Genomic DNA, 20,128 nt, shown 5'->3' with positions numbered 1-20,128 from the left:
GACGCAGGGAAGGAGGGACGTCGGGGATGAGCACCAAGGACTTCATCGAGAAGGACTTCTACAAGGTCCTCGGCGTCCCCAAGGACGCCACCGAGGCCGAGATCAAGAAGGCGTACCGGAAGCTCGCCCGCGAGTTCCACCCGGACGCCAACAAGGGCAACGCCAAGGCGGAGGAGCGGTTCAAGGAGATCTCCGAGGCGAACGACGTCCTCGGCGACCCCAAGAAGCGCAAGGAGTACGACGAGGCGCGCGCCCTCTTCGGCAACGGCGGCTTCCGTCCGGGGCCGGGCGCGGGCGGCGGCTCCTTCAACTTCGACCTGGGTGACCTCTTCGGGGGCCAGGCCGGCGGCCAGCAGGCGGGCGGCGGCTTCGGCGGCGGTGGCCTCGGTGACGTCTTCGGGGGCCTGTTCAACCGCGGCGGCGCCGGGACCACGCGTACCCAGCCGCGGCGCGGCCAGGACATCGAGTCCGAGGTGACGCTCAGCTTCACCGAGGCGATCGAGGGTGCGACGGTCCCGCTGCGGATGTCGTCGCAGGCGCCCTGCAAGGCCTGTTCGGGCACCGGCGACAAGAACGGCACACCGCGTGTGTGCCCGACCTGCGTCGGCACCGGCCAGGTGGCGCGGGGTTCCGGCGGCGGCTTCTCGCTCACCGACCCCTGCCCCGACTGCAAGGGCCGCGGTCTGATCGCGGAGGAGGCCTGCGAGATCTGCAAGGGCAGCGGCCGGGCCAAGTCCTCGCGGACCATGCAGGTGCGCATCCCCGCGGGCGTCAGCGACGGCCAGCGGATCCGGCTGCGCGGCAAGGGGGCGCCGGGCGAGCGCGGCGGCCCCGCCGGTGATCTGTATGTCGTCGTGCACGTCGGCAGCCATCCGGTGTTCGGCCGCAAGGAGGACAACCTCACCGTCACGGTCCCGGTGACGTTCGTCGAGGCCGCCCTCGGCGGCGAGGTCCGGGTCCCGACGCTGGGCGGTCCGCCGGTCACGCTGAAGCTGCCGCCGGGCACGCCCAACGGGCGCACCATGCGGGCCCGCGGCAAGGGCGCGGTCCGCAAGGACGGTACCCGCGGTGATCTGCTGGTCACCGTGGAGGTGAGTGTTCCCAAGGACGTGGCGGGGAAGGCTCGTGACGCGCTGGAGGCGTATCGCGAGGCGACCGCGGACGACGATCCTCGGGCGGAGCTGTTCCAGGCCGCGAAGGGAGCTTGATCTGCATGGACGGCCGTCGACGCAATCCGTATGAACTGACCCAGGACACCCCGGTCTATGTCATTTCGGTGGCGGCCCAGCTCTCCGGCCTGCACCCGCAGACGCTGCGCCAGTACGACCGGCTGGGTCTTGTGTCGCCGGACCGCACGGCCGGCCGGGGCCGCCGTTACTCGGCCCGTGACATCGAACTGCTCCGTCAGGTGCAGCAGCTGTCGCAGGACGAGGGCATCAACCTGGCCGGAATCAAGCGCATCATCGAACTGGAGAACCAGGTCGCCGCCCTCCAGGCCCGCGCGGCCGAACTGGAGAACGCCCTCGACGGGGCCGCCGCGGCGATGCGCCAGCGCGAGGCCGCGGTGCACGCCTCGTACCGCCGTGACCTGGTGCCGTACCAGGAGATGCAGCAGACCAGCGCGCTGGTGGTGTGGCGGCCCAAGCGGCAGCAGCCGGACTAGGCGCGGATGTGAAGTGCGGTGGGAGGCCCGGAGGTTGAGTGAACCTCCGGGCCTCCCGGCTTATGCGCAGACACGTGTGTGACTATCGTATGGCTGCGTGTCCAGATGATCCTCGCCGGACATCCGCAGGTCTCTCACGAGTTCAGCGCACCGTGCTGTGTCCATCTCGTTAAGTGGCTGCCCTTGACGCCGGCGGGGGCTGAAGCGTTGGCTTTTCAGTCACATGGGCCGCAAAGCTGTGCCCACGTCCAAAACGCACCTGAAGTGAGCCCTCGCATGCGTCGTATCGCCATATCCGTGGCCGCCACCTCCATGTCCGTCATGCTCGCCGGATGCGGCGTGCTCAACGCGACAGGGAGCAGCGACGACGCGAGCCCGAGCAAGGGCGACGACGTCACCGTCGGCCTGCTGCTCCCGGAGAAGGCCAACACCCGGTACGAGCAGTTCGACTACCCCATCTTCAAGACGAAGGTGGAGTCGCTCACCAACAAGAAGGGCACCGTCGAGTACGCCAACGCCGAGGCGGACGCCGACAAGCAGGCGAGCCAGATGCAGCAGATGATCGACGACGAGGTCGACGTCATCGTGCTGGACGCGGTCGACGCGCACACCATCGCGGACAGCGTGCAGAAGGCCAAGGACGCGGGCATCCCCGTCATCGCCTACGACCGTCTCGCCGAGGGCCCGATCGACGCGTACATCTCCTTCGACAACGAGCTGGTCGGCGAGGTGCAGGGCCGTTCCCTGCTGGAGTCCCTCGGGGACGACCTCAGCATCACCGACAAGATCGTGATGATGAACGGCTCGTCGACCGACCCCAACGCCAAGCAGTTCAAGGCGGGCGCGCTCTCCGAGCTCAAGGGCAAGGTGACGATCGCCAAGTCCTACGACACCAAGGACTGGAAGCCGGAGAACGCCCAGGCCAACATGACCGAGGCGATCGAAGCGATCGGCGCGGACAACATCAAGGCGGTCTACTCCGCCAACGACGGCATGGCGGGCGGCATCGTCAAGGCGCTGGAGGCCGCCGGCGTGACCGAGATGCCCCCGATCAGCGGCCAGGACGCCGAACTCGCGGCGGTGCAGCGGATCCTCGCCGACGAGCAGTACATGAGCGTGTACAAGTCCTACCCGGACGAGGCCGAGAGCGCCGCGGAGATGGCCGTGGCGAAGGTCCAGGGCAAGGACATCCAGTTCGACGCGCTGACCCGCGAACGGGTGGACAGCCCCACGACCAAGGGCATCCCGGCGCAGCTCGTGCCCGTGATCGCGCTGACGAAGGAGAACATCGAGGACACCGTGGTCGCCGACGAGATCTACGACGTCTCGGACATCTGCACCGCGGCGTTCGCGGCGGCCTGCGAGGCGGTCAAGCTGAAGTAGCGACCCCGTCGATATCCGGCCACCCGCCGGTCCCCTGACCGGGGCCGGGTACCGGGGCCCGGTACCGGGCCCGGGCCGGGCTCGCGGACCCCGGCGCCCTCCTCCGCCCTGCGATGCTCCCCTCACTGCCTGAAGGGCGGGGGAGGTGCTCCCCCGCCGGCCCCCGCTCCCTGATCCGGCCACCCGCCGGTCTTCCGACCGGCGCCGGGCCGGGTCCGTGTTGCACAGCCGGTTCCGGCCGCGCATAGTTGCGCTGCGGAAAGTGGCTGAACCGGGGGTGGGATGGGCGATGGCCGGGCACGGGACGGACGGGCATCCACACGGTGCTGACCGACTGTGCGAGGCCGGGGATCGCGTGTATTCCCGGGCCGTACGGCGCGGACGGCTGCCGCGCCGGGACGCGGAGCCGGTGCCCTGTCTGCTGGAACTGGCTCTGCTGCACCCCGATCCCGACGACATGGACTGGCTCGTCCCCACCGCCCCGCAGGAGGTCATGACCCGGCTGCTGCGCGGGGTGTACGACGAGGTGAACGCGAGCCAGCGCCGGGTCGGCTCGGCCGTCGAGGCCTTCGAGCGGTACGCCGGCCTGGGCCGCCAGGTGCCCGCCTCGCCGTCGGCGGCGGAGGGCCCGGCCATCCGGGTGCTGGACGGGCTGGCCCGCATCCAGGCCGCGATGGACGAGGCGACACAGGCGTGCACCACCGAGGTGCTCACCGTCCAGCCGGGCGGCATCCGGCGCGAGGCGGAGCTGTCGGAGGGCCTGCACCGGGCGACGGCGCTGCGCGGCCGGGGCGTGCGCATGCGGGACCTGTACACGCACGTCGCCCGGCACGGGCACGGGCTGCTCAGCTATCTGGAGCTGATGGGCGACGCGGTGGAGGCGCGCACGCTGGACGAGGTGATCGAGCGGCTGATCCTCTTCGACCGCACGGTCGCCTTCATCCCCGCCAACACCGAGCGCACCATGGCGCTGGAGCTGCGCCACCCGGCGCTGGTGGAGTACCTGGGCACGGTCTTCGACCGGCTGTGGCGGCTCGCCATCCCGCTGACCGCCCCGCTGCCCGACACCGGCATCGAGGGCGTCTCGCACCGGGAGCAGTCCATCGCGGCCCTGCTCGCGGAGGGCCACCAGGACGCGGTGATCGCGGAGCGCCTGGGCATCAGCGTGCGGACCTGCCGGGCCCACATCGCCCGTCTGTCGGAGACGCTGGGCGCGGCCAGCCGTACGCAGCTGGGCGTGCGGATCGCCCAGGCCGGCCTGGACGGCTTCCGGCGCCCCGCCGTCACTCTGCCCGGTCGAGGATCCCGGACCGCCCGATGAGATAGCCCAGCTGCGCCCGGCTCCGGCTGCCCAGCATCGCGGCGAGTTTGGCGATGTGGACGCGGGCGGTGCGGATGTTCATCCCGAGCCGGTCGGCTATGACGGCGTCGGTGTGTCCCTCGACGAGCAGCTCGGCGATGGCGTGCTGGCGGGGCGTGACGCCGTTGACGGAGGGCTGCGGGACGGTCTCCGGGTACATGGGGGTGGCCAGGCGCCAGAGCCGGTCGAAGGTGGTGGCGAGGTACCCGACGATCGCCGGGTGCCGCATCTCCAGCGCCGCGGCGCGGTCGGCGCGGGCGGGGACGAACGCGACGGCGCGGTCGACGACGATGAGCCGCTCGGTGACCTCGTCCAGGCCGCGGGCCTCCACGTCACCGCGCAGCCGCTCGTAGCGGGCGGCGATCCCGGGGGCGTGCCGCAGCGTGTGCTGGTACAGGACACGGATACGGCCACCGCGGTCGAGCAGCGCCTGGTCGCGCCGGATCGCCGGCTCGTGGGAGGCCGGGGTGACGCGGGCGTACGTGCTGCGGGGCTGGATGGCCAGGAGTTCGCGGGCGTCGGTCATCGCCTCGTCGATGGCCTCGCCGATGTGTTCGCGCGTGGTGTGCAGCGTGAGCGTGGGCGTCGCCCGGGCGTCGTCGTGTCCGCCGGCCAGCAGCGGTACGAGCATCCCGGCCAGCCGCTCCTCCCGGCGCCGTTCGTCGGCGATCCGGTCCGCGGAGGCGCGCAGCAGGCGGTGCAGGCCGATGTGCGGCGCCACGGGCTCCCACGCGTCCCGGTCGTCCGCCGAGGGGTGCAGCAGGCCCAGGCCGGCCAGGCAGGGCGCCTCCCGCGCCTCCCGCGCGGTGACCCGTCCCTCCCGCAGGGCGCGTTCGTACAGGGCGGCACCCGGGGCGCAGAGCTCTTCCGCCCCGTGCTCCGCGTGCGCCGGCGAGGTCACCGCGGTGCTCCCTCCTGGTTGAGGATCCCGGACTCCGCGATGAGGTAGCCGAGCTGGGCCCGGCTGCCGCTGCCGAGGGTGGCGGCGAGTTTGGCTATGTGGGCGCGGCACGTCCGTACGTTCATGCCGAGGCGGCGGGCGATGGCCTCGTCCACGTGCCCCTCCACCAGGAGCTTGGCTATGGAGTGCTGTATCTCCGGTATGCCGTCGGGCGCCGTCTCGTAGGGGGTGCCGGCGGTCAGCGGGACCGCGCGGCTCCACATGAACTCGAAGACCTTGATCAGGTAGCGGACGAGGCCGGTGTGCCGCAGCTCCAGGGCGACCTGGCGGTCGTCGCGCACCGGGATGAAGGCGACCGTCTCGTCGCAGATGATGAGGCGCTCCACCAGCTCGTCGATGGTGCGGTACTCCGCCCTGCCGTTGGTGAACTGCTCCACGTAGGACAGGCGCTCGGGGTTGAACCGGGCGGTGTGCTGGTAGAGGGTGCGCATGCGCACGCCGCGTTCGGTGAGCAGCCGGTCGCGCTCGAATCCCTGCAGCAGACTGCGTTCGGGCCGGCGCCCGCTCGGCTGGACGGTGAGCATCTCCGTCCGGCACTGTGCGGTGGCCAGGTCCAGTGCGCTGTTGATGCGGTCGTTGCCCTCGAGCACCGTGATCGAGTGGGTGGGGGCGATCTCCTGGGCGCTCAGGGACATGAACGGCTCGAAAGTGTCGGCAAGTTCTATCGACAGGCGCCGGCGCTCGGTGATCTCCCGTTCTATGGGGCTCAATCGCTGGGACAGCGCGATCGAGGGAAGCACCGGACGCAACCACTGCGCATCGTCGGGATCCGGATGAAGGAGGGCGAAATCCATCAAGCAGGGCGCGGGTTCCACGTCCGCGCGGGTGATACGTCCCGCGCGGAGAGCATTCGCGTACAGTCGCACCCCCTCGTCGCACAGCTCGGTCACCGCGTGAGGATGTGCCGCCTTAGTCTGTTTTGTTCCCAAATCTCCACCCCACAGGGTCCTGAACATGCAGGAACATGATGCACCGATCGTGTGGCCATGATGTGCCCGAATGAGCCATCGTCGTACTCGACGGGGGACAGAGGGGACCTTCAAGTGAGGACGAAGCCGACTATGGGTAAGAAAATGCTTCGCTCGGTGCTTGTCGCCGCCTTCTCCGTCGGTGTGGCCTTCGGACTAGCGGGCGGCCTCTCCGGGGCGAAGGGAGACGTCCGGGCGGACAGCGTGTGGCCGCCGATCGTCGCGCAGGACACGGGCGCGGCCGACAGCGTGTGGGCGGCCGGCCCCGCGCGCACGGACGACAGCGTGTGGGCTTGACATGACTACTCCACCCGACGACCGCTCCTTCCGCAGGGAGATGGCGACCGCCTACCGATCAGGATGGCACTTCATCGATCTGGTCACCGCCATCCCCCACAGCGGCGACTCGTTGATGGTGACCGTCTTCGGTGAGCCGGTCGTCGTCACCCGCGACGAGGACGGGGACGTACGGGCGTACCGGTGCCTGCGGCGGCCCAGGGGGGCGCCGAAGCCCGTACGGTGTGCCATCCGGTACGGAATGATCTTTGTGAACCTGGACCAGCGGGACCATCGGCAGGTGGAGTCCGACTCCCCTGCCCCCCGGACCATCTCGGCCACCCCCCGCAGTGCCTGACGCGATTCCCCCGTCGTAAAAGATCGCGCAGGTGCTTCCCCCCGCAGCGGCGTCACCGTGACCTGAACACGGTGACGCCGCTGCAGTTTTCCAGGACATTTCCGGGTATCGGCCCGGTCGAGTGATGGCCGGAAGCCATCGCTCGGCGTACGAACCGTACGGCCGGCCTCACCCGCGCCCCATCGCGCGCGTGAGCGCGATCTCGATGACCACCCGGGACGGATTCGGCCGCGGTGTCCGCCCGTAGCGCTCCGCGTACCGCCGCTCCGCCTCCGCGACCCGCTCCCGCTCCGTACGGACCACCGCCCGCCCCTCCAGCGTCGCCCACCGCCGGCCGTCCACCTGGCACACCGCGACGGGAGCACCCCCGTCCCCCGCCGCCAGCACGTGCCGCACCTTCGCGCTCGACTCGTTCGCGACCACCCGGGCGAGACGCGCCCGGGGGTCGTACGTCACCGCGACGGGCACCACGTGCGGGGTGCCGTCCGGACGGAGGGTGGTCAGCGTGCACAGGTGCTTCTCGCGCCAGAAGCCGAGATACGACGCGTCCGGATCGCCCGGATCTACCGAGTACGTGGTGGCCATGGACCGGAACTTAACCGCCGTGGCCCTCCCGAGGCGCACCTTGAGTGGAATAGACTCAAGTTTGTGTACGCTGACCGAGTCAGCCACAAAGGCCGCTGAGGGTCACCGCAAGGAGGAGAACGGACACGTGGACGCCGAGCTGACCAACCGGAGCCGGGAAGCGCTGCAGGCCGCCGGGAACCGGGCCGTGACCGAGGGGCACCCCGACCTCACCCCCACCCACCTGCTGCTCTCCCTGCTCGCCGGGCAGGAGAACGAGAACATCACGGACCTGCTCGCCGCGGTCGACGCCGACCAGGCCGCCGTACGCTCCGGGGCCGAGCGCATCCTCGCCGGCCTGCCGAGCGTCACCGGCTCCACCGTCGCACCGCCCCAGCCCAACCGCGAACTGCTCGCCGTCATCGCGGACGCCCAGTCCCGCGCCCGCGACCTCGGCGACGAGTACCTCTCCACCGAACACCTGGTCATCGGCATCGCCGCCAAGGGTGGAGCCGCCGGCGAGGTGCTCGCCCGGCAGGGCGCCACCGCGAAGAAGCTGCAGGACGCCTTCCAGAAGACGCGAGGAGCCCGCCGGGTGACCACCGCCGACCCCGAGGGCCAGTACAAGGCCCTGGAGAAGTTCGGCACCGATCTCACCGCCTCCGCCCGCGAGGGCAGGCTCGACCCCGTCATCGGACGCGACCAGGAGATCCGGCGCGTCGTCCAGGTGCTGTCCCGCCGCACCAAGAACAACCCGGTGCTGATCGGCGAGCCGGGCGTCGGCAAGACCGCCGTCGTCGAAGGCCTCGCCCAGCGCATCGTCAAGGGCGACGTCCCCGAGTCGCTGAAGAACAAGCGGCTCGTCGCCCTCGACCTCGGCGCCATGGTCGCCGGCGCCAAGTACCGCGGCGAGTTCGAGGAACGTCTCAAGACCGTCCTCGCCGAGATCAAGGACTCCGACGGCCAGATCATCACCTTCATCGACGAACTCCACACCGTCGTCGGCGCCGGCGCCGGCGGCGACTCCGCGATGGACGCCGGCAACATGCTCAAGCCCATGCTCGCCCGCGGCGAACTCCGCATGGTCGGCGCCACCACCCTCGACGAGTACCGCGAACGCATCGAGAAGGACCCGGCCCTCGAACGCCGCTTCCAGCAGACCCTCGTCGCCGAACCCTCCGTCGAGGACTCCATCGCCATCCTCCGCGGACTCAAGGGCCGCTACGAGGCCCACCACAAGGTCCAGATCGCCGACAGCGCCCTTGTCGCCGCCGCCACCCTCTCCGACCGCTACATCACCTCCCGCTTCCTCCCCGACAAGGCCATCGACCTCGTCGACGAGGCCGCCAGCCGCCTCCGCATGGAGATCGACTCCTCGCCCGTCGAGATCGACGAACTCCAGCGCGCCGTCGACCGGCTGAAGATGGAGGAACTCGCCCTCGGCAAGGAGACCGACGCCGCCTCGCTCGAACGCCTGGAGCGCCTGCGCCGCGACCTCGCCGACAAGGAGGAGGAACTGCGCGGCCTCAACGCCCGCTGGGAGAAGGAGAAGCAGTCCCTCAACCGGGTCGGCGAACTGAAGGAAAAGCTCGACGAACTGCGCGGCCAGGCCGAACGCGCCCAGCGCGACGGCGACTTCGACACCGCCTCCAAACTGCTCTACGGCGAGATCCCCACGCTCGAACGCGACCTGGAGGCCGCCTCCGAGGCCGAGGAGGAAGCGACCGCCGTGGACACCATGGTCAAGGAGGAGGTCGGCGCCGACGACATCGCCGACGTCGTCGCCTCCTGGACCGGCATCCCGGCCGGCCGCCTGATGGAGGGCGAGACCCAGAAACTGCTCCGCATGGAGGACGAACTCGGCAAGCGCCTCATCGGCCAGACCGAGGCCGTACGCGCCGTCTCCGACGCCGTACGGCGCTCCCGGGCCGGCATCGCCGATCCCGACCGCCCCACCGGCTCCTTCCTCTTCCTCGGCCCGACGGGTGTCGGCAAGACCGAGCTGGCGAAAGCCCTCGCCGACTTCCTCTTCGACGACGAACGCGCCATGATCCGCATCGACATGTCGGAGTACAGCGAGAAGCACTCCGTGGCACGCCTCGTCGGCGCGCCCCCCGGCTACGTCGGCTACGAGGAGGGCGGCCAGCTCACCGAGGCCGTCCGCCGCCGCCCCTACAGCGTCGTCCTCCTCGACGAGGTCGAGAAGGCGCACCCCGAGGTCTTCGACATCCTGCTCCAGGTGCTCGACGACGGCCGCCTCACCGACGGCCAGGGCCGCACCGTCGACTTCCGCAACACCATCCTGGTGCTGACGTCCAACCTGGGCAGCCAGTACCTGGTCGACCCGCTCACCACCGAGACGGAGAAGAAGGAGCAGGTCCTGGAGGTGGTCCGGACCTCCTTCAAGCCCGAGTTCCTCAACCGCCTCGACGACCTGGTCGTCTTCTCGGCGCTGACCAGGCCCGAGCTGGAACACATCGCACGGCTCCAGCTCGACGGCCTGGCCCGCCGCCTCGCCGAACGCCGCCTCGCCCTGGACATCACCCCCGAGGCGCTGGCCTGGCTCGCCGAGGAGGGCATGGACCCCGCCTACGGCGCCCGTCCCCTGCGCCGCCTCATCCAGACCGCCATCGGCGACCGCCTGGCCAAGGAGATCCTGGCCGGCGAGATCAAGGACGGCGACACGGTCCGCGTGGACCGCTTCGAGGACGGCCTGCTGGTGGGGCCGGCGACGGGCAAGTCGCTGTAGCCCGCGGGTCCCGCCCCGGCCGAGGGGCCGGGGCGGGACCCGGTGCTCGTGCCGATGGCCGATTCCACGGCGGCTGTCGGCCGGGGCAGGTTGCCCGGCACGGGGCAAGAGAGAGAGGGTGGGATGTACGTCTGGTCTCAGCGACGGCCGGACGCCAGACGACGTAGGAGTGTCCCAGTATGACCATCGACCCGTCCTCGATTCCGAATTTCGGGGGCCAGCCCGAGCCGCAGCCGCAAGGACCGGCGGGCCCCGTCGTCCCGGATCAGGACCTCGTGAAGCAGCTCCTCGACCAGATGGAGCTGAAGTACGTCGTCGACGACGAGGGTGACCTCGCGGCGCCGTGGGAGCAGTTCCGTACCTACTTCATGTTCCGCGGTGAGGACGACCAGCAGATCTTCTCCGTCCGGACGTTCTACGACCGGCCGCACCAGATCGACGAGAAGCCCCAGCTGCTCGAGTCCATCGACGACTGGAACCGGCGCACCCTGTGGCCCAAGGTGTACACCCACACCCACGACGACGGCACGGTCCGCCTCATCGGTGAGGCCCAGATGCTGATCGGCATGGGCGTCAGCCTGGAGCACTTCGTCTCGTCGACGGTGAGCTGGGTGCGGGCCGCGATCGAGTTCGACAAGTGGCTCGTCGAGCAGCTCGGCCTGGAGCAGGAGATCGACGAGGCGGACGAGAAGCCCGAGGACGACGAGTAGTCCGTCCCCGGGCACGGCGTGGTGAGAGCCCGGTGCGGACAGCCGCTGTCCGCACCGGGCTCTCTCGTGGCCGGCTCTGTCACCTGCGCGGTCGTGGCCTGGAAACTTGTCAGCTCTCGTAGTGGTAGCGGCACTGCGCGATCAGGACGTTGTCCTCGGCGACCTTGTAGACCAGACGGTGCTCGTCATTGATGCGGCGCGACCAGTAGCCCCGGAACCCGTGCTTGAGTGGCTCCGGTTTGCCGATGCCCTCGTTGCCGTTCCGGACGATGTCCGCGATGAGAGTGTTGATCCGCTTCAGGGTCTTCCGGTCCTGAAGCTGCCACCACGTGTAGTCCTCCCAGGCGCGAGAGGAGAAGGTGATCTTCATGTGCGGCCTTCACCCGTCGGTCGTCAGCTCGCGTACGGTGCCGCCACCGTTTTCCAGCTCGTCGATGGACGCGAGCAGCCGCCGGGCGTTCGCCGGGCTTCGCAGCAGGTAGGCCGTCTCCTTCAGGGACTCGTAGTCCTCAAGGGAGACGATGACGACCGGCTCGTGTCCGGCCCGGGTGATGACGACCTCTTCGCGGTCGTCGGTGACGGAGTTGAGCACCTCGGCGTACCGCGCGCGTGACTCGGAATACGACATGGTCTTCACGATCGACCTCCTAAACGTACAAAAAATTGTACGTCGGTTTTGCGGTGAGGCAACCGTGAGACCCCGGGGCCGGGGCCGGGGCCGTTCACTCAAGGGCGGGCGCCTCCACGGATACGTCTGCCCATACCGTCTTGCCCACGGGGCGACGGGGCGCCGACCCCCAGCGCAAGGCCAGAACATCCACCAGGAGCAGCCCTCGACCGGACTCGCCTTCGGGACACGACGAGGGCGCGGACGCGGACGGCAGTCTCGCGGCGGCGGCGTCCGCCACCTCGACCCGCACCAGGCCCGCCGCCGCGTCGAGGGCGAGCCGCAGACCGAAGTCGCGCCCGGGAACCCGGCCGTGCCGCACGGCGTTCGCCGCGAGCTCACCGACGACGAGAGCGATCGCGCACGACACGTCCGACGCGGGCGGGTGGCCCCACGCCTCCATGCGACGAACGGCGAAACGCCGGGCGAGCTGCGCGCCGCGTGGTGAGGAGGTGAACTGCGCGGCAGCCGAGGTGGTCGTTCCTGTGAGCACGGCTTGGTCCGTCCCTCTCTGTCGATCTCGGGTCGTCTCGCGGCGTATGCGAGTCATCACGTTCCGTACTCAAGGTTCGTCCGATCGCTCTACGCTCAACAGAGGGCGCAGTATTACCTTTCAGGCCATAAGGACGGAAGTGACGCTTTGGCCAACGGAATTGACCCCAGTGCGTCGATGGCGGCGCTGTTCGGCGCGCGGGTACGCAGGCTCCGTACGGCGGCCGGGCTCACACAGGCAGAACTCGGCGCCAGGACGCACGTGGTGAGCACCCGGATCACGCAGATCGAGCGCGCGTCGGGAGCGAAGCCGACGCTGGAGCTGGCGCGTGCGCTGGATGCGGTCCTCGGTGCGGACGATCTTCTCGTCGAGCTGTGGCCGTACGTGTACCGGGAGGCGTTTCCGGACTGGTCGCGGAGGTTCATGGAGTACTTGGAACGGGCGGTGACCATCAGGCAGTACGCGGCTCATGTGGTGCCGGGTCTGTTGCAGACGGAGGATTACGCGCGGGCCGTTCTCGGCCTGGACGCTCTGCTGGACAATGGCGATCAACTGGAGGAGCGCGTAGCAGCCCGCATGGGACGGCAGGCACGGCTGGGCTCACCCGACCGGCCGGAACTGTGCGTGATCCTGGACGAGGCGGTATTGAGGCGTCCGATCGGCGGCCACGCCGTGATGCGGAAGCAGCTGGCGCGCCTGCTCGACGCTGCCGAGGAACGCCACATCACTGTGCAGGTACTGCCGTTCGACCAAGGCGGGCATGAGGCCATGGGCGGCTCGCTGACGATCCTGATCCTGCCGGACGGCTCGGAAGTGGCTTACACAGAGGGTTCGGACTACGGCCAGCTCATCGAAGAACCAGCCAACATCAGTCGCTACAAGGTGATTTACGATCGGCTACGGGCGGCAGCCCTGCCCCCGATCATGTCGCTCGACGTGGTCCGGTCCACGATGGAGGGCAACTACCGTGGCGCACTTCTTCCGTCCCGATCTGACCGGCGCCGCCTGGCGCAGGAGCAGCTACAGCAATCAAGCGGGGGGCGACTGCGTGGAGGTGGCCGACGGGTTCCGGGTCGTCGTGCCCGTTCGTGACAGCAAGGCCCCGTACGGTCCGGCGCTGTGTTTCGGGGCCGCCTCCTGGGCCGCCTTCATGGGCGGGTTGAAGTCCGGGCGGCACCGCGTCTGAGTCAACGGGGCACCGGTCGCAGGCCCTTGTGCGGGTCCGCCGGTGCCTCGTCCGCGAGGGTCCGGTGGGCCACTGACCTCCCCAAAGAACCGGGAGAAAGAAATACCCGCCCACCCACCCTCCCCGTCGGAAGGCCCGCGTCACCCGTCCGAGTGACCAGCTTGCAGGTGCGGGACGCGGGCGGTCACGTTCGCTGCGACAACCACAAACGAATACGGCCCCCGCCCAGGATTGCCGTCCCGGAACGAGGGCCTGACCGACCAGGAAGACGAACCCTTCCCAATGGCCGACTCGCAGTCTAACGCGCGCCTGCGCGCCGACGCCGGAGCTCCGACCTCCGGCGTGATCCACGTACGCACCCGCCTCACGACCGACTTCACCGTGATCGCCAACGCCCTCGCCCAGCGGCGCGGCAGCGCGGTCACCATCGGCGTCGCGGTCTACATCGCCTCCCTCCCCGAGGGCACTCTCGTGAGCATCGCCGCCCTGTGCGCGCACTTCACCGAGGGCGAGATCCTGATCTCCCGGGCGCTGAGGGAACTGGAAACTGCCGGATACCTGGAACGCCGCCGTGAACGCCTGCCCACCGGGCAGATCCGCACCCGGACGTACTTCTACGACGTACCGGGCGGCGATCCGCGGACGGACCCGGAAGGATCACCGAAGCCGCCCCGGCCCCGCAAGCCGTCCGCGGCCGAGCGCCCGGCTCCCTCCTCGGCGGCCGCGCAGGCAACTCCCGTACTCGCCCCGGACCAGCCGGTAGAACCGGCCGCGCTCGCGGACCCCGACCCGCGGGCAGTCGCCGTACTGGCCTCCCTCCGCCGGGTGGATCCACGTCTCGTCCTCTCCGAGCGGGAGGCCGCGCGTCTGGCACCGGCCGTCACCGCGTGGCTGGCGGCCGGCGTCTCCCCGTCCCAGATCAGGACATCGCTCACGGCGGGGCTCCCGGACCCGTTCCTGACCCGTCCGGTGGGTATCCTCGCCTTCCGTCTCCGGGAGACGCCGCTGCCCGCGCCACCCCCGGTCTCCCTCCCGCCGCTCCCCGCCCGCCCGGCCGTGCCGCGCTTCCAGACCTGCGACGGCTGTGAGCGCGCCTTCCGAGTCTGGAAGCCCTCCGCGCAGACCCGCTGTCGCGGGCCGACTGGAACCGTCGGCATCAGCTCCGCGGCAGGCATGCCGCCAGGGAGTGGAAGGGCTCCGAGCTGGAGCAGTGGGAGTACGAGATCACCAGCGGCGGCCGCGTTCGCTACCTGGTCGGCCCGGATACCTCGACCGTGATCCTGGTGTACGCCTCCCCGGGACACCCGAAGGACACCGAGTAGCCTCCGTCGCCCCACGTTCCTGAACCGCAGCTTCGCGTTACGGACGAGTCAGTGGAGCCGGGCAAGCCGCTTCACGGCCTCCTCCAGCACCCCCGTTCGCTTGCAGAACGCGAAGCGGACCAACGGGGCGCCCATGTCCTGGTGGTCGTAGAAGACGGCCGTGGGGATGGCGACGACGCCCGCGCGTTCGGGCAGGGCGCGGCAGAAGGCGATGCCGTCGGTCTCGCCCAGGGGGCGGATGTCGGCGGTGATGAAGTAGGTGCCGGAGGGGCGGTAGACGGTGAGGCCCGCCTCCTCCAGGCCGGAGGCGAGGACGTCGCGCTTGGCCCACAAGTCGTCCCGGAATCCGGTGAAGTACGACTCGGGCAGGGCGAGGGCCTCGGCGATCGCGTACTGGAAGGGGCCGGCCGAGACGTAGGTCAGGTACTGCTTGGCCGAGCGGACCGCCGTGACCAGGGGCGGGGCGGCCGTCACCCAGCCGACCTTCCAGCCTGTGAAGGAGAAGGTCTTGCCCGCGCTGGAGATGGTGACCGTGCGGTCCCGCATGCCGGGGAGGGTGGCCAGGGGAATGTGTTCGGCGTCGTCGAAGACCAGGTGTTCGTAGACCTCGTCGGTCACGACGAGCAGGTCGCGTTCCACCGCCAGCTCGGCGATCGCCGTCAGTTCCCCGCGGGTGAGGACCGTGCCGGTCGGGTTGTGCGGGGTGTTGATCAGGAGCAGGCGGGTGCGGTCGGTGACGGCGTCGCGCAGTTCGTCGAGGTCGAGGTGGAAGCGCCCGTCGCGCGGGCGGAGCGTGACGGGGACGCGGGTGCCGCCGGCCATGGCGATGCAGGCCGCGTAGGAGTCGTAGTACGGCTCGAGGGCGATCACCTCGTCGCCGGGCTCCACCAGGGCGAGCAGTGCGGCGGCGATCGCCTCGGTGGCGCCGGCGGTGACCAGGACCTCGGTGTCGGGGTCGACGGACAGGCCGTAGCGGCGCCGCTGGTGCGCGGCGACGGCGGTGCGCAGCTCGGGGATGCCGGGGCCCGGCGGATACTGGTTGCCGCGGCCGTCCCGCAGGGCCCGTACGGCGGCCTCCCTGACCTCCTCGGGGCCGTCGGTGTCGGGGAAGCCCTGGCCCAGGTTGATGGAGCCGGTCCGCAGGGCCAGGGCGGACATCTCGGCGAAGATCGTCGTCCCGAACTCGGCGAGCCGGCGGTTGAGGAGGGGGCGCGCGCTGGAGGTCATGGCGGTCATCCTGCGCCGAAGCTCTGGAGTTCCTCAACTCTGCTTTGGGCCGCGCGGGCGGAGGGCATCTCCCGGTCACACACGTGAGCGAGGTGCCCACGGGGGGCCGCTTCGGGGGATCACGGGGGAACGAGAGGAGGGTGACGTCATGGTCATCGGCATCATCCTGGTTGTGCTCTTCGCGGTGCTGGTCGCGGTCGTGAACGCGGCGCGCAGGCCCGCGCGGCGGGTGGGCGCCGGCCGTCGCGGCAGGGGTAGTGACAGCTGGTGGACGGGCGGTGGAGGCAGCGGCGGGTCCTGCTCGTCGTCGAGTTCCGGTGGGGGATCGTCCTGCAGTAGCGGCTCGTCCTGCGGAGGCGGGTCGTCCTGCGGGGGCGGCGGCGGATGCGGTGGGGGAGGCGGCTGACACGGGGCAGCTCGCCTCCACATCGGGGGATGACGTATCCGCGGCAGCGGGGTCCGCACCTGGGGCGGGCCCCGCTGTGCTGTTCCGGGACACCATGCACCGGCGTACGCCGTCACCTCGGGGCGTACGCCGAGGTTGAACAGTTGAGCTGAGGAGCCCCCCAGGGGATGGAAAGCCCACGAAGTTGGGTAAAAACGCTGTGGTGGCACCACAGTTCATGATTGCCTATAAATCACCGACGCAGCCCTCGGACTCCCCGCGGACCCTTCTTCCGGCCGGGTGACCGGGCTGACGGGCCGAGTTCCCCGGTGCGACCGGGGTGCGCGGACCCCCTTGTCTCCCTCTCCTTGTGTGCTCGCGGAGCCGATCCATGCTCACGACCCTGAACACCGCCTACTCCGACACGCGCGCGGCCGACCTCGCCTGGGCCCTGGGACGCGAGCCGCTTCCCGCGCTGGCCACACTCGATCTCGAACTGGCCGGAAGAAAGGTTCAGTTGAGATTGCTGGGGGCCTCTCACCAGGTGCTGCTGGAGGAGGAGCGGGGTCTCTGTTCGGAGACGGTGGCGTGCATCCCGGGCAGCAGTACGCCGCTTCCGCTGGGCGTGGCCAAGCGGGTGGACGACTGGGAGTACGAGTTCGCCGCCCGGGTGGAGGTGCTCTCCCCGGGCTCCTTCGCGGGCCGTGCCCAGGAGTTGCTGGCCCTGGTCTCCGACCATCCGCAGGGTCTCGCCGGGGTCTTCCCCGGCAGTCCGCACGCGTTCACGGCGATGCTCGCCCAGTCCCATGGGGGTCAGGTTCACTGGCGGACCTGGCACGCCTACCCGCAGGACGGGCAGTTGGTGGCGACGCGGACGAGGGTGGGGGTGCGGATGAGGTCGGCGGTGTGAGGCCGGCCGGGGAGATCGTTGCTCGTACCACTATCGGACAGGCGTAAACAAAGACCACACGTGTGGGTGACGTTGTGCGGTGGAGGCGTAACGTAACGTCGCTGGAGTGATCGAACCGCAAGCCCCCGCACCGCCCGGTTCCGCGCAGTCCTGGGACGGGCCGGGCGGGCCCGGTGGTGACGCGGGGAGTGCGCTGCGGCTGCCGGTGCGGCAGGGTACGGGGCGGTTCCTGGTCCTCGCGGGCGTGTTCGTCTGTGCGGCCTGTGGACTCGTGTACGAGCTGGAACTGGTCGCGCTGGCCACGTACTTGATGGGCGACTCGGTCGCCCAGACCTCCGTCGTGCTGTCCGTGATGGTCTTCGCGATGGGTATCGGCTCCCTGGCCGCGAAACGGCTGCGGCGGCATGCGGCGGCCGGATTCGGCGCCGTCGAGGCGACCCTCGCCCTCGTCGGCGGGTGCAGTGCGATGGCGTTGTACGCCGTGTTCGCCTGGACGGGCGGCTGGGGCGGGGTGTGGGCGAGCGGCCCGCACGCGCTGCTGGTCGCCTTCTCCCTGGCCACCGGGCTGCTGATCGGGGCCGAGGTGCCGCTGCTGATGGAGCTGATCCAGCGGATCCGACGGCAGGACGCGGGGGGAGCGGTGGCCGACCTGTCCGCCGCGGACTACGTCGGCGCGCTCGTCGGCGGGCTCGCCTTCCCCTTCCTGCTCCTGCCGCTGCTCGGCCAGTTGACCGGCGCGCTGATCACCGGCGCGGTCAACGCGGTCGTCGGCGGGGCACTGGTGCTCGGGCTGTTCCGGCAGGACCTCACGCGGCGCGCCCGCCGGCTGCTGGTCACCGCCAACGTGTGCGTGCTCGTCGTCCTCGCCTCGGCCGCCGTCCTCGTCGACGACTTCGAGCGGGCCGCCCGGCACGCCATGTACGGCTCCGACGTACGCGTCGCCCTGCAGACCGACGTCCAGGAGGTACTGCTCACCGGCGGGCGGGACGGGCGGCCCCTGAACCTGTTCCTCGACGGACGGCTGCGGGTCAGCGGCCGGGACGAACTCCGGTACCACGAGGCGCTGGTGCACCCCGCGATGACCGGGCCGCACACCCACGTGCTCGTCCTCGGCGGCGGTGACGGGCTGGCCGTCCGCGAGGTGCTGCGCCACACCGGCGTGCACCGGGTCGACGTCGTCGAGATCGACGCGGGCGTGGTGCGGCTGGCCCGCCGCGATCCGGCGCTGTCCGCGCTGAACGCGCACTCCCTCGACGACCCACGCGTACGGGTGACCACCGCGGACGCCTTCGACTGGCTGCGCGGGGCGCCCCCGGCGGCGTACGACGTCGTCGTCTCGGACCTGCCGCATCCCGGGATCACCGCGAGCACCAAGCTGTACGCGCAGGAGTTCTACGGGCTGGCCCGGCGGGTGCTGGCGCCCGGCGGCCGGCTCGTGGTGCACGGGGGTGCGGTGGTGTCCCGTCCCCGTGACTTCTGGACGGTGGACTCGACGCTCCGCACGGCGGGGTTCCGTACCTCCGCGTACCGGGTGAGCGGCCGGCGGACCGGTTTCGCCGCCGGACCCGACCGGAGTGCCACGGCCACCGCCCACGCCCACCGCGACTGGGGGTTCGTCCTGGCCGCCCGCAACCTCCCCGGGCCGCGCCTCGACCCCGCCGGACCACGTCCGCGCACGCTCACCGACGCCTCCCTCGCGGCGGACGTCCGGGCGGCGGAGCGCACCCGGGTCACCGGTCTGCCGCCGTCCACGCTGGTGCACCCCCGGTACACCGGCTGAGCCCCCTTACTACGTTCCGCGCCGACGCGCCGCGACTTCCCGCCGACGGGGGTGCAGCCCGGCGTCGCGTGGGTAGGCTCCGGACTCATGGAGCACGAGGTGTTCGTTCCGGTCGAGGCGGAGCGGCTCAGGGAGGTGCTGGACGATCCCGCGCGGGTCGCCCGGGCGGTGCCCGGGCTCCAGCACGACGCCGGTGCGGATCCCGTCGCCGGCCGGCTGAAGGTCCGCGTCGGCAGCCACTCCGTCACCTATCGGGGTGCCGTACGGGTGTCCGCACGGGACGACGGTTCCTACGCCGTCGAGGGTGATGCGGCGGAGACCCGCGGCAGCGGCTCGGTGAAGCTCGCGCTGCGGCTGCGCCTGCGGGACACGGAGGGCGGCACCACCCTCACGGTCGAGGGCACGGCGACGGCCGACGGCCGGGTCACGGAACTCCCACCGGACGCGGTGGCCTCGGCGGTGTCCCGCCTGCTGAACCGCTTCGCGGAGAACCTGGGGGCCGACGCGGCGGAGCGGGCCTTCGGCCCGGAGTCGCCCGAGCTCCTGTCGACGGGGGACTTCGAACCGCGGGCCACGACCGACTTCGAGACCACCCCGGACGCGGACGACGCCCCACCGCCCGCCCCGGACGTGGATGTCCCGTCCGTCTTCGAGGCGGAGGTTCCGCCGCCCTCCCTCGACGAGGACGACGACGAGGACGACGACGGCTCCGTCGCCGAGGCGGCGCACGCCCGGCGGACGATGATCGGCCGCAGCGCCGAGGAGGTGGACCACGCCCCGCCGCGCGGCCGCTACGCCCCCGTCCCCGCCCCGCAGACCGTCACCTCCGTCACCCCCCTGCGCTGGGCCGCACCGGCGGCGGCCCTGGCGGTCGCCTCGGCGGTCGTCGTGATCAGGGCGCTCCGCAGACGCCACTGAGCCCCTGACGGGCGGTCCTCGCGTCACCCGGGCCTACCTGTGCCGGTGGCCGCCGCCTCGCGTCGCGGGGGCCGCGCGGCCCGGCGCTTGCCGGGTGCCGCCCAGCCCCTTGAGGCATGGGGGGAGGCCCGACTGCCCGCGGAAGCGGGAGCGGGGGCGCGGTTGGCGGGGCGTGACTGCCCGCGGAGGCCGGGTGGGTGGGGAACCGTTGCGGCGACGCCCTCTTGATCACCCCAGTAGGGTCGTCA

Annotated in this window: 20 protein-coding genes; 13 read left to right on the top strand and 7 right to left on the bottom strand. The window is 70.8% G+C overall.

Translation table 11 applies throughout. From position 1 onward, the window contains the following. The first annotated feature begins 26 nt into the window (after positions 1-26). The 4 genes from dnaJ to ACH4VX_RS15070 all read left to right on the top strand — a co-directional run bounded on the left by dnaJ (position 27) and on the right by ACH4VX_RS15070 (position 4,367). The gene (gene dnaJ, locus ACH4VX_RS15085; RefSeq protein ID WP_398367831.1) at positions 27-1,208 is read left to right on the top strand and encodes a molecular chaperone DnaJ; all 1,182 of its coding nucleotides are present in this window, start codon (positions 27-29) and stop codon (positions 1,206-1,208) included. A gap of 5 nt (positions 1,209-1,213) precedes the next feature. After that, positions 1,214-1,663, top strand: a complete 450-nt coding sequence (locus ACH4VX_RS15080; RefSeq protein WP_398367830.1) for a heat shock protein transcriptional repressor HspR — start codon at positions 1,214-1,216, stop codon at positions 1,661-1,663. A gap of 276 nt (positions 1,664-1,939) precedes the next feature. Then, on the top strand, positions 1,940-3,046 hold the full coding sequence (locus ACH4VX_RS15075) for a sugar ABC transporter substrate-binding protein (protein ID WP_398367829.1): 1,107 nt from the start codon (positions 1,940-1,942) through the stop codon (positions 3,044-3,046). A gap of 289 nt (positions 3,047-3,335) precedes the next feature. Further along, the gene (locus ACH4VX_RS15070; protein WP_398367896.1) at positions 3,336-4,367 is read left to right on the top strand and encodes a LuxR C-terminal-related transcriptional regulator; all 1,032 of its coding nucleotides are present in this window, start codon (positions 3,336-3,338) and stop codon (positions 4,365-4,367) included. Here the strand turns inward: ACH4VX_RS15070 and ACH4VX_RS15065 are convergent. Both ACH4VX_RS15065 and ACH4VX_RS15060 read right to left on the bottom strand, forming a co-directional pair. After that, positions 4,330-5,307: a LuxR C-terminal-related transcriptional regulator gene (locus tag ACH4VX_RS15065; protein ID WP_398367828.1), complete on the bottom strand. Its 978-nt coding sequence runs from the start codon at positions 5,305-5,307 to the stop codon at positions 4,330-4,332. The genes ACH4VX_RS15070 and ACH4VX_RS15065 overlap by 38 nt on opposite strands. Further along, entirely contained in the window at positions 5,304-6,323 is a 1,020-nt protein-coding gene (locus ACH4VX_RS15060; protein WP_398367827.1) for a helix-turn-helix transcriptional regulator, read from the bottom strand. The genes ACH4VX_RS15065 and ACH4VX_RS15060 overlap by 4 nt, the downstream gene beginning before the upstream one ends. Positions 6,324-6,633: 310 nt before the next feature. Between ACH4VX_RS15060 and ACH4VX_RS15055 the strand changes: the two genes are divergently transcribed. Then, positions 6,634-6,969 (top strand): hypothetical protein, encoded by a 336-nt coding sequence (locus ACH4VX_RS15055; RefSeq protein WP_019524256.1) that lies wholly within the window; start codon positions 6,634-6,636, stop codon positions 6,967-6,969. Between the two features lie 168 nt (positions 6,970-7,137). Here ACH4VX_RS15055 and ACH4VX_RS15050 read toward each other — a convergent pair whose 3' ends face one another. Further along, positions 7,138-7,554 (bottom strand): pyridoxamine 5'-phosphate oxidase family protein, encoded by a 417-nt coding sequence (locus ACH4VX_RS15050; RefSeq protein WP_398367826.1) that lies wholly within the window; start codon positions 7,552-7,554, stop codon positions 7,138-7,140. A 127-nt stretch (positions 7,555-7,681) separates the two neighbouring features. On the opposite strand from ACH4VX_RS15050, the gene clpB reads away from it, so the two are divergent. Then, positions 7,682-10,282: an ATP-dependent chaperone ClpB gene (clpB, locus tag ACH4VX_RS15045; RefSeq protein ID WP_398367825.1), complete on the top strand. Its 2,601-nt coding sequence runs from the start codon at positions 7,682-7,684 to the stop codon at positions 10,280-10,282. Positions 10,283-10,461: 179 nt separating this feature from the next. Then, complete coding sequence (locus ACH4VX_RS15040) at positions 10,462-10,992, top strand: YbjN domain-containing protein (RefSeq protein WP_398367824.1); 531 nt, start codon at positions 10,462-10,464, stop codon at positions 10,990-10,992. 109 nt (positions 10,993-11,101) lie between these two features. On the opposite strand, the gene ACH4VX_RS15035 is transcribed toward ACH4VX_RS15040, so the two are convergent. The 3 genes from ACH4VX_RS15035 to ACH4VX_RS15025 all read right to left on the bottom strand — a co-directional run bounded on the left by ACH4VX_RS15035 (position 11,102) and on the right by ACH4VX_RS15025 (position 12,152). Next, positions 11,102-11,362 carry a Txe/YoeB family addiction module toxin gene (locus ACH4VX_RS15035; protein WP_398367823.1) on the bottom strand — a complete coding sequence of 87 codons (261 nt, stop codon included), beginning with the start codon at positions 11,360-11,362 and terminating at the stop codon, positions 11,102-11,104. Positions 11,363-11,371: 9 nt separating this feature from the next. After that, complete coding sequence (locus ACH4VX_RS15030) at positions 11,372-11,629, bottom strand: type II toxin-antitoxin system Phd/YefM family antitoxin (RefSeq protein ID WP_398367822.1); 258 nt, start codon at positions 11,627-11,629, stop codon at positions 11,372-11,374. A gap of 85 nt (positions 11,630-11,714) precedes the next feature. Next, positions 11,715-12,152, bottom strand: a complete 438-nt coding sequence (locus tag ACH4VX_RS15025) for an ATP-binding protein (protein ID WP_398367821.1) — start codon at positions 12,150-12,152, stop codon at positions 11,715-11,717. Positions 12,153-12,329: 177 nt separating this feature from the next. Here ACH4VX_RS15025 and ACH4VX_RS15020 point away from each other — a divergent pair, with 177 nt between their 5' ends. The 3 genes from ACH4VX_RS15020 to ACH4VX_RS15010 all read left to right on the top strand — a co-directional run bounded on the left by ACH4VX_RS15020 (position 12,330) and on the right by ACH4VX_RS15010 (position 14,616). Continuing rightward, a complete protein-coding gene (locus tag ACH4VX_RS15020; RefSeq protein ID WP_398367820.1) occupies positions 12,330-13,244 on the top strand; it encodes a helix-turn-helix domain-containing protein in 915 nt (304 codons plus the stop codon). Then, the gene (locus tag ACH4VX_RS15015; RefSeq protein ID WP_398367819.1) at positions 13,201-13,338 is read left to right on the top strand and encodes a DUF397 domain-containing protein; all 138 of its coding nucleotides are present in this window, start codon (positions 13,201-13,203) and stop codon (positions 13,336-13,338) included. Before ACH4VX_RS15020 ends, ACH4VX_RS15015 begins: the two co-directional genes overlap by 44 nt. 282 nt (positions 13,339-13,620) lie before the next feature. After that, positions 13,621-14,616: a hypothetical protein gene (locus ACH4VX_RS15010; protein ID WP_398367818.1), complete on the top strand. Its 996-nt coding sequence runs from the start codon at positions 13,621-13,623 to the stop codon at positions 14,614-14,616. Between the two features lie 92 nt (positions 14,617-14,708). Here ACH4VX_RS15010 and ACH4VX_RS15005 read toward each other — a convergent pair whose 3' ends face one another. After that, the gene (locus tag ACH4VX_RS15005; RefSeq protein ID WP_398367817.1) at positions 14,709-15,896 is read right to left on the bottom strand and encodes a pyridoxal phosphate-dependent aminotransferase; all 1,188 of its coding nucleotides are present in this window, start codon (positions 15,894-15,896) and stop codon (positions 14,709-14,711) included. Between the two features lie 767 nt (positions 15,897-16,663). Here ACH4VX_RS15005 and ACH4VX_RS15000 point away from each other — a divergent pair. From ACH4VX_RS15000 to ACH4VX_RS14990, 3 genes are all read left to right on the top strand, one after another. Continuing rightward, positions 16,664-17,182 carry a DUF2617 family protein gene (locus tag ACH4VX_RS15000; RefSeq protein WP_398367816.1) on the top strand — a complete coding sequence of 173 codons (519 nt, stop codon included), beginning with the start codon at positions 16,664-16,666 and terminating at the stop codon, positions 17,180-17,182. Between the two features lie 106 nt (positions 17,183-17,288). Further along, the gene (locus ACH4VX_RS14995) at positions 17,289-18,962 is read left to right on the top strand and encodes a polyamine aminopropyltransferase (protein WP_398367815.1); all 1,674 of its coding nucleotides are present in this window, start codon (positions 17,289-17,291) and stop codon (positions 18,960-18,962) included. A gap of 87 nt (positions 18,963-19,049) precedes the next feature. Then, the gene (locus ACH4VX_RS14990; RefSeq protein ID WP_398367814.1) at positions 19,050-19,880 is read left to right on the top strand and encodes an SRPBCC domain-containing protein; all 831 of its coding nucleotides are present in this window, start codon (positions 19,050-19,052) and stop codon (positions 19,878-19,880) included. Positions 19,881-20,128: the final 248 nt, after the last annotated feature.

Origin of the sequence: Streptomyces sp. NPDC020731, assembly GCF_044334705.1 — a bacterium.
Classification (GTDB): domain Bacteria; phylum Actinomycetota; class Actinomycetes; order Streptomycetales; family Streptomycetaceae; genus Streptomyces.
Note: the sequence above shows the minus strand (reverse complement) of the source record. Positions and strands in the feature narration are given on the sequence as shown.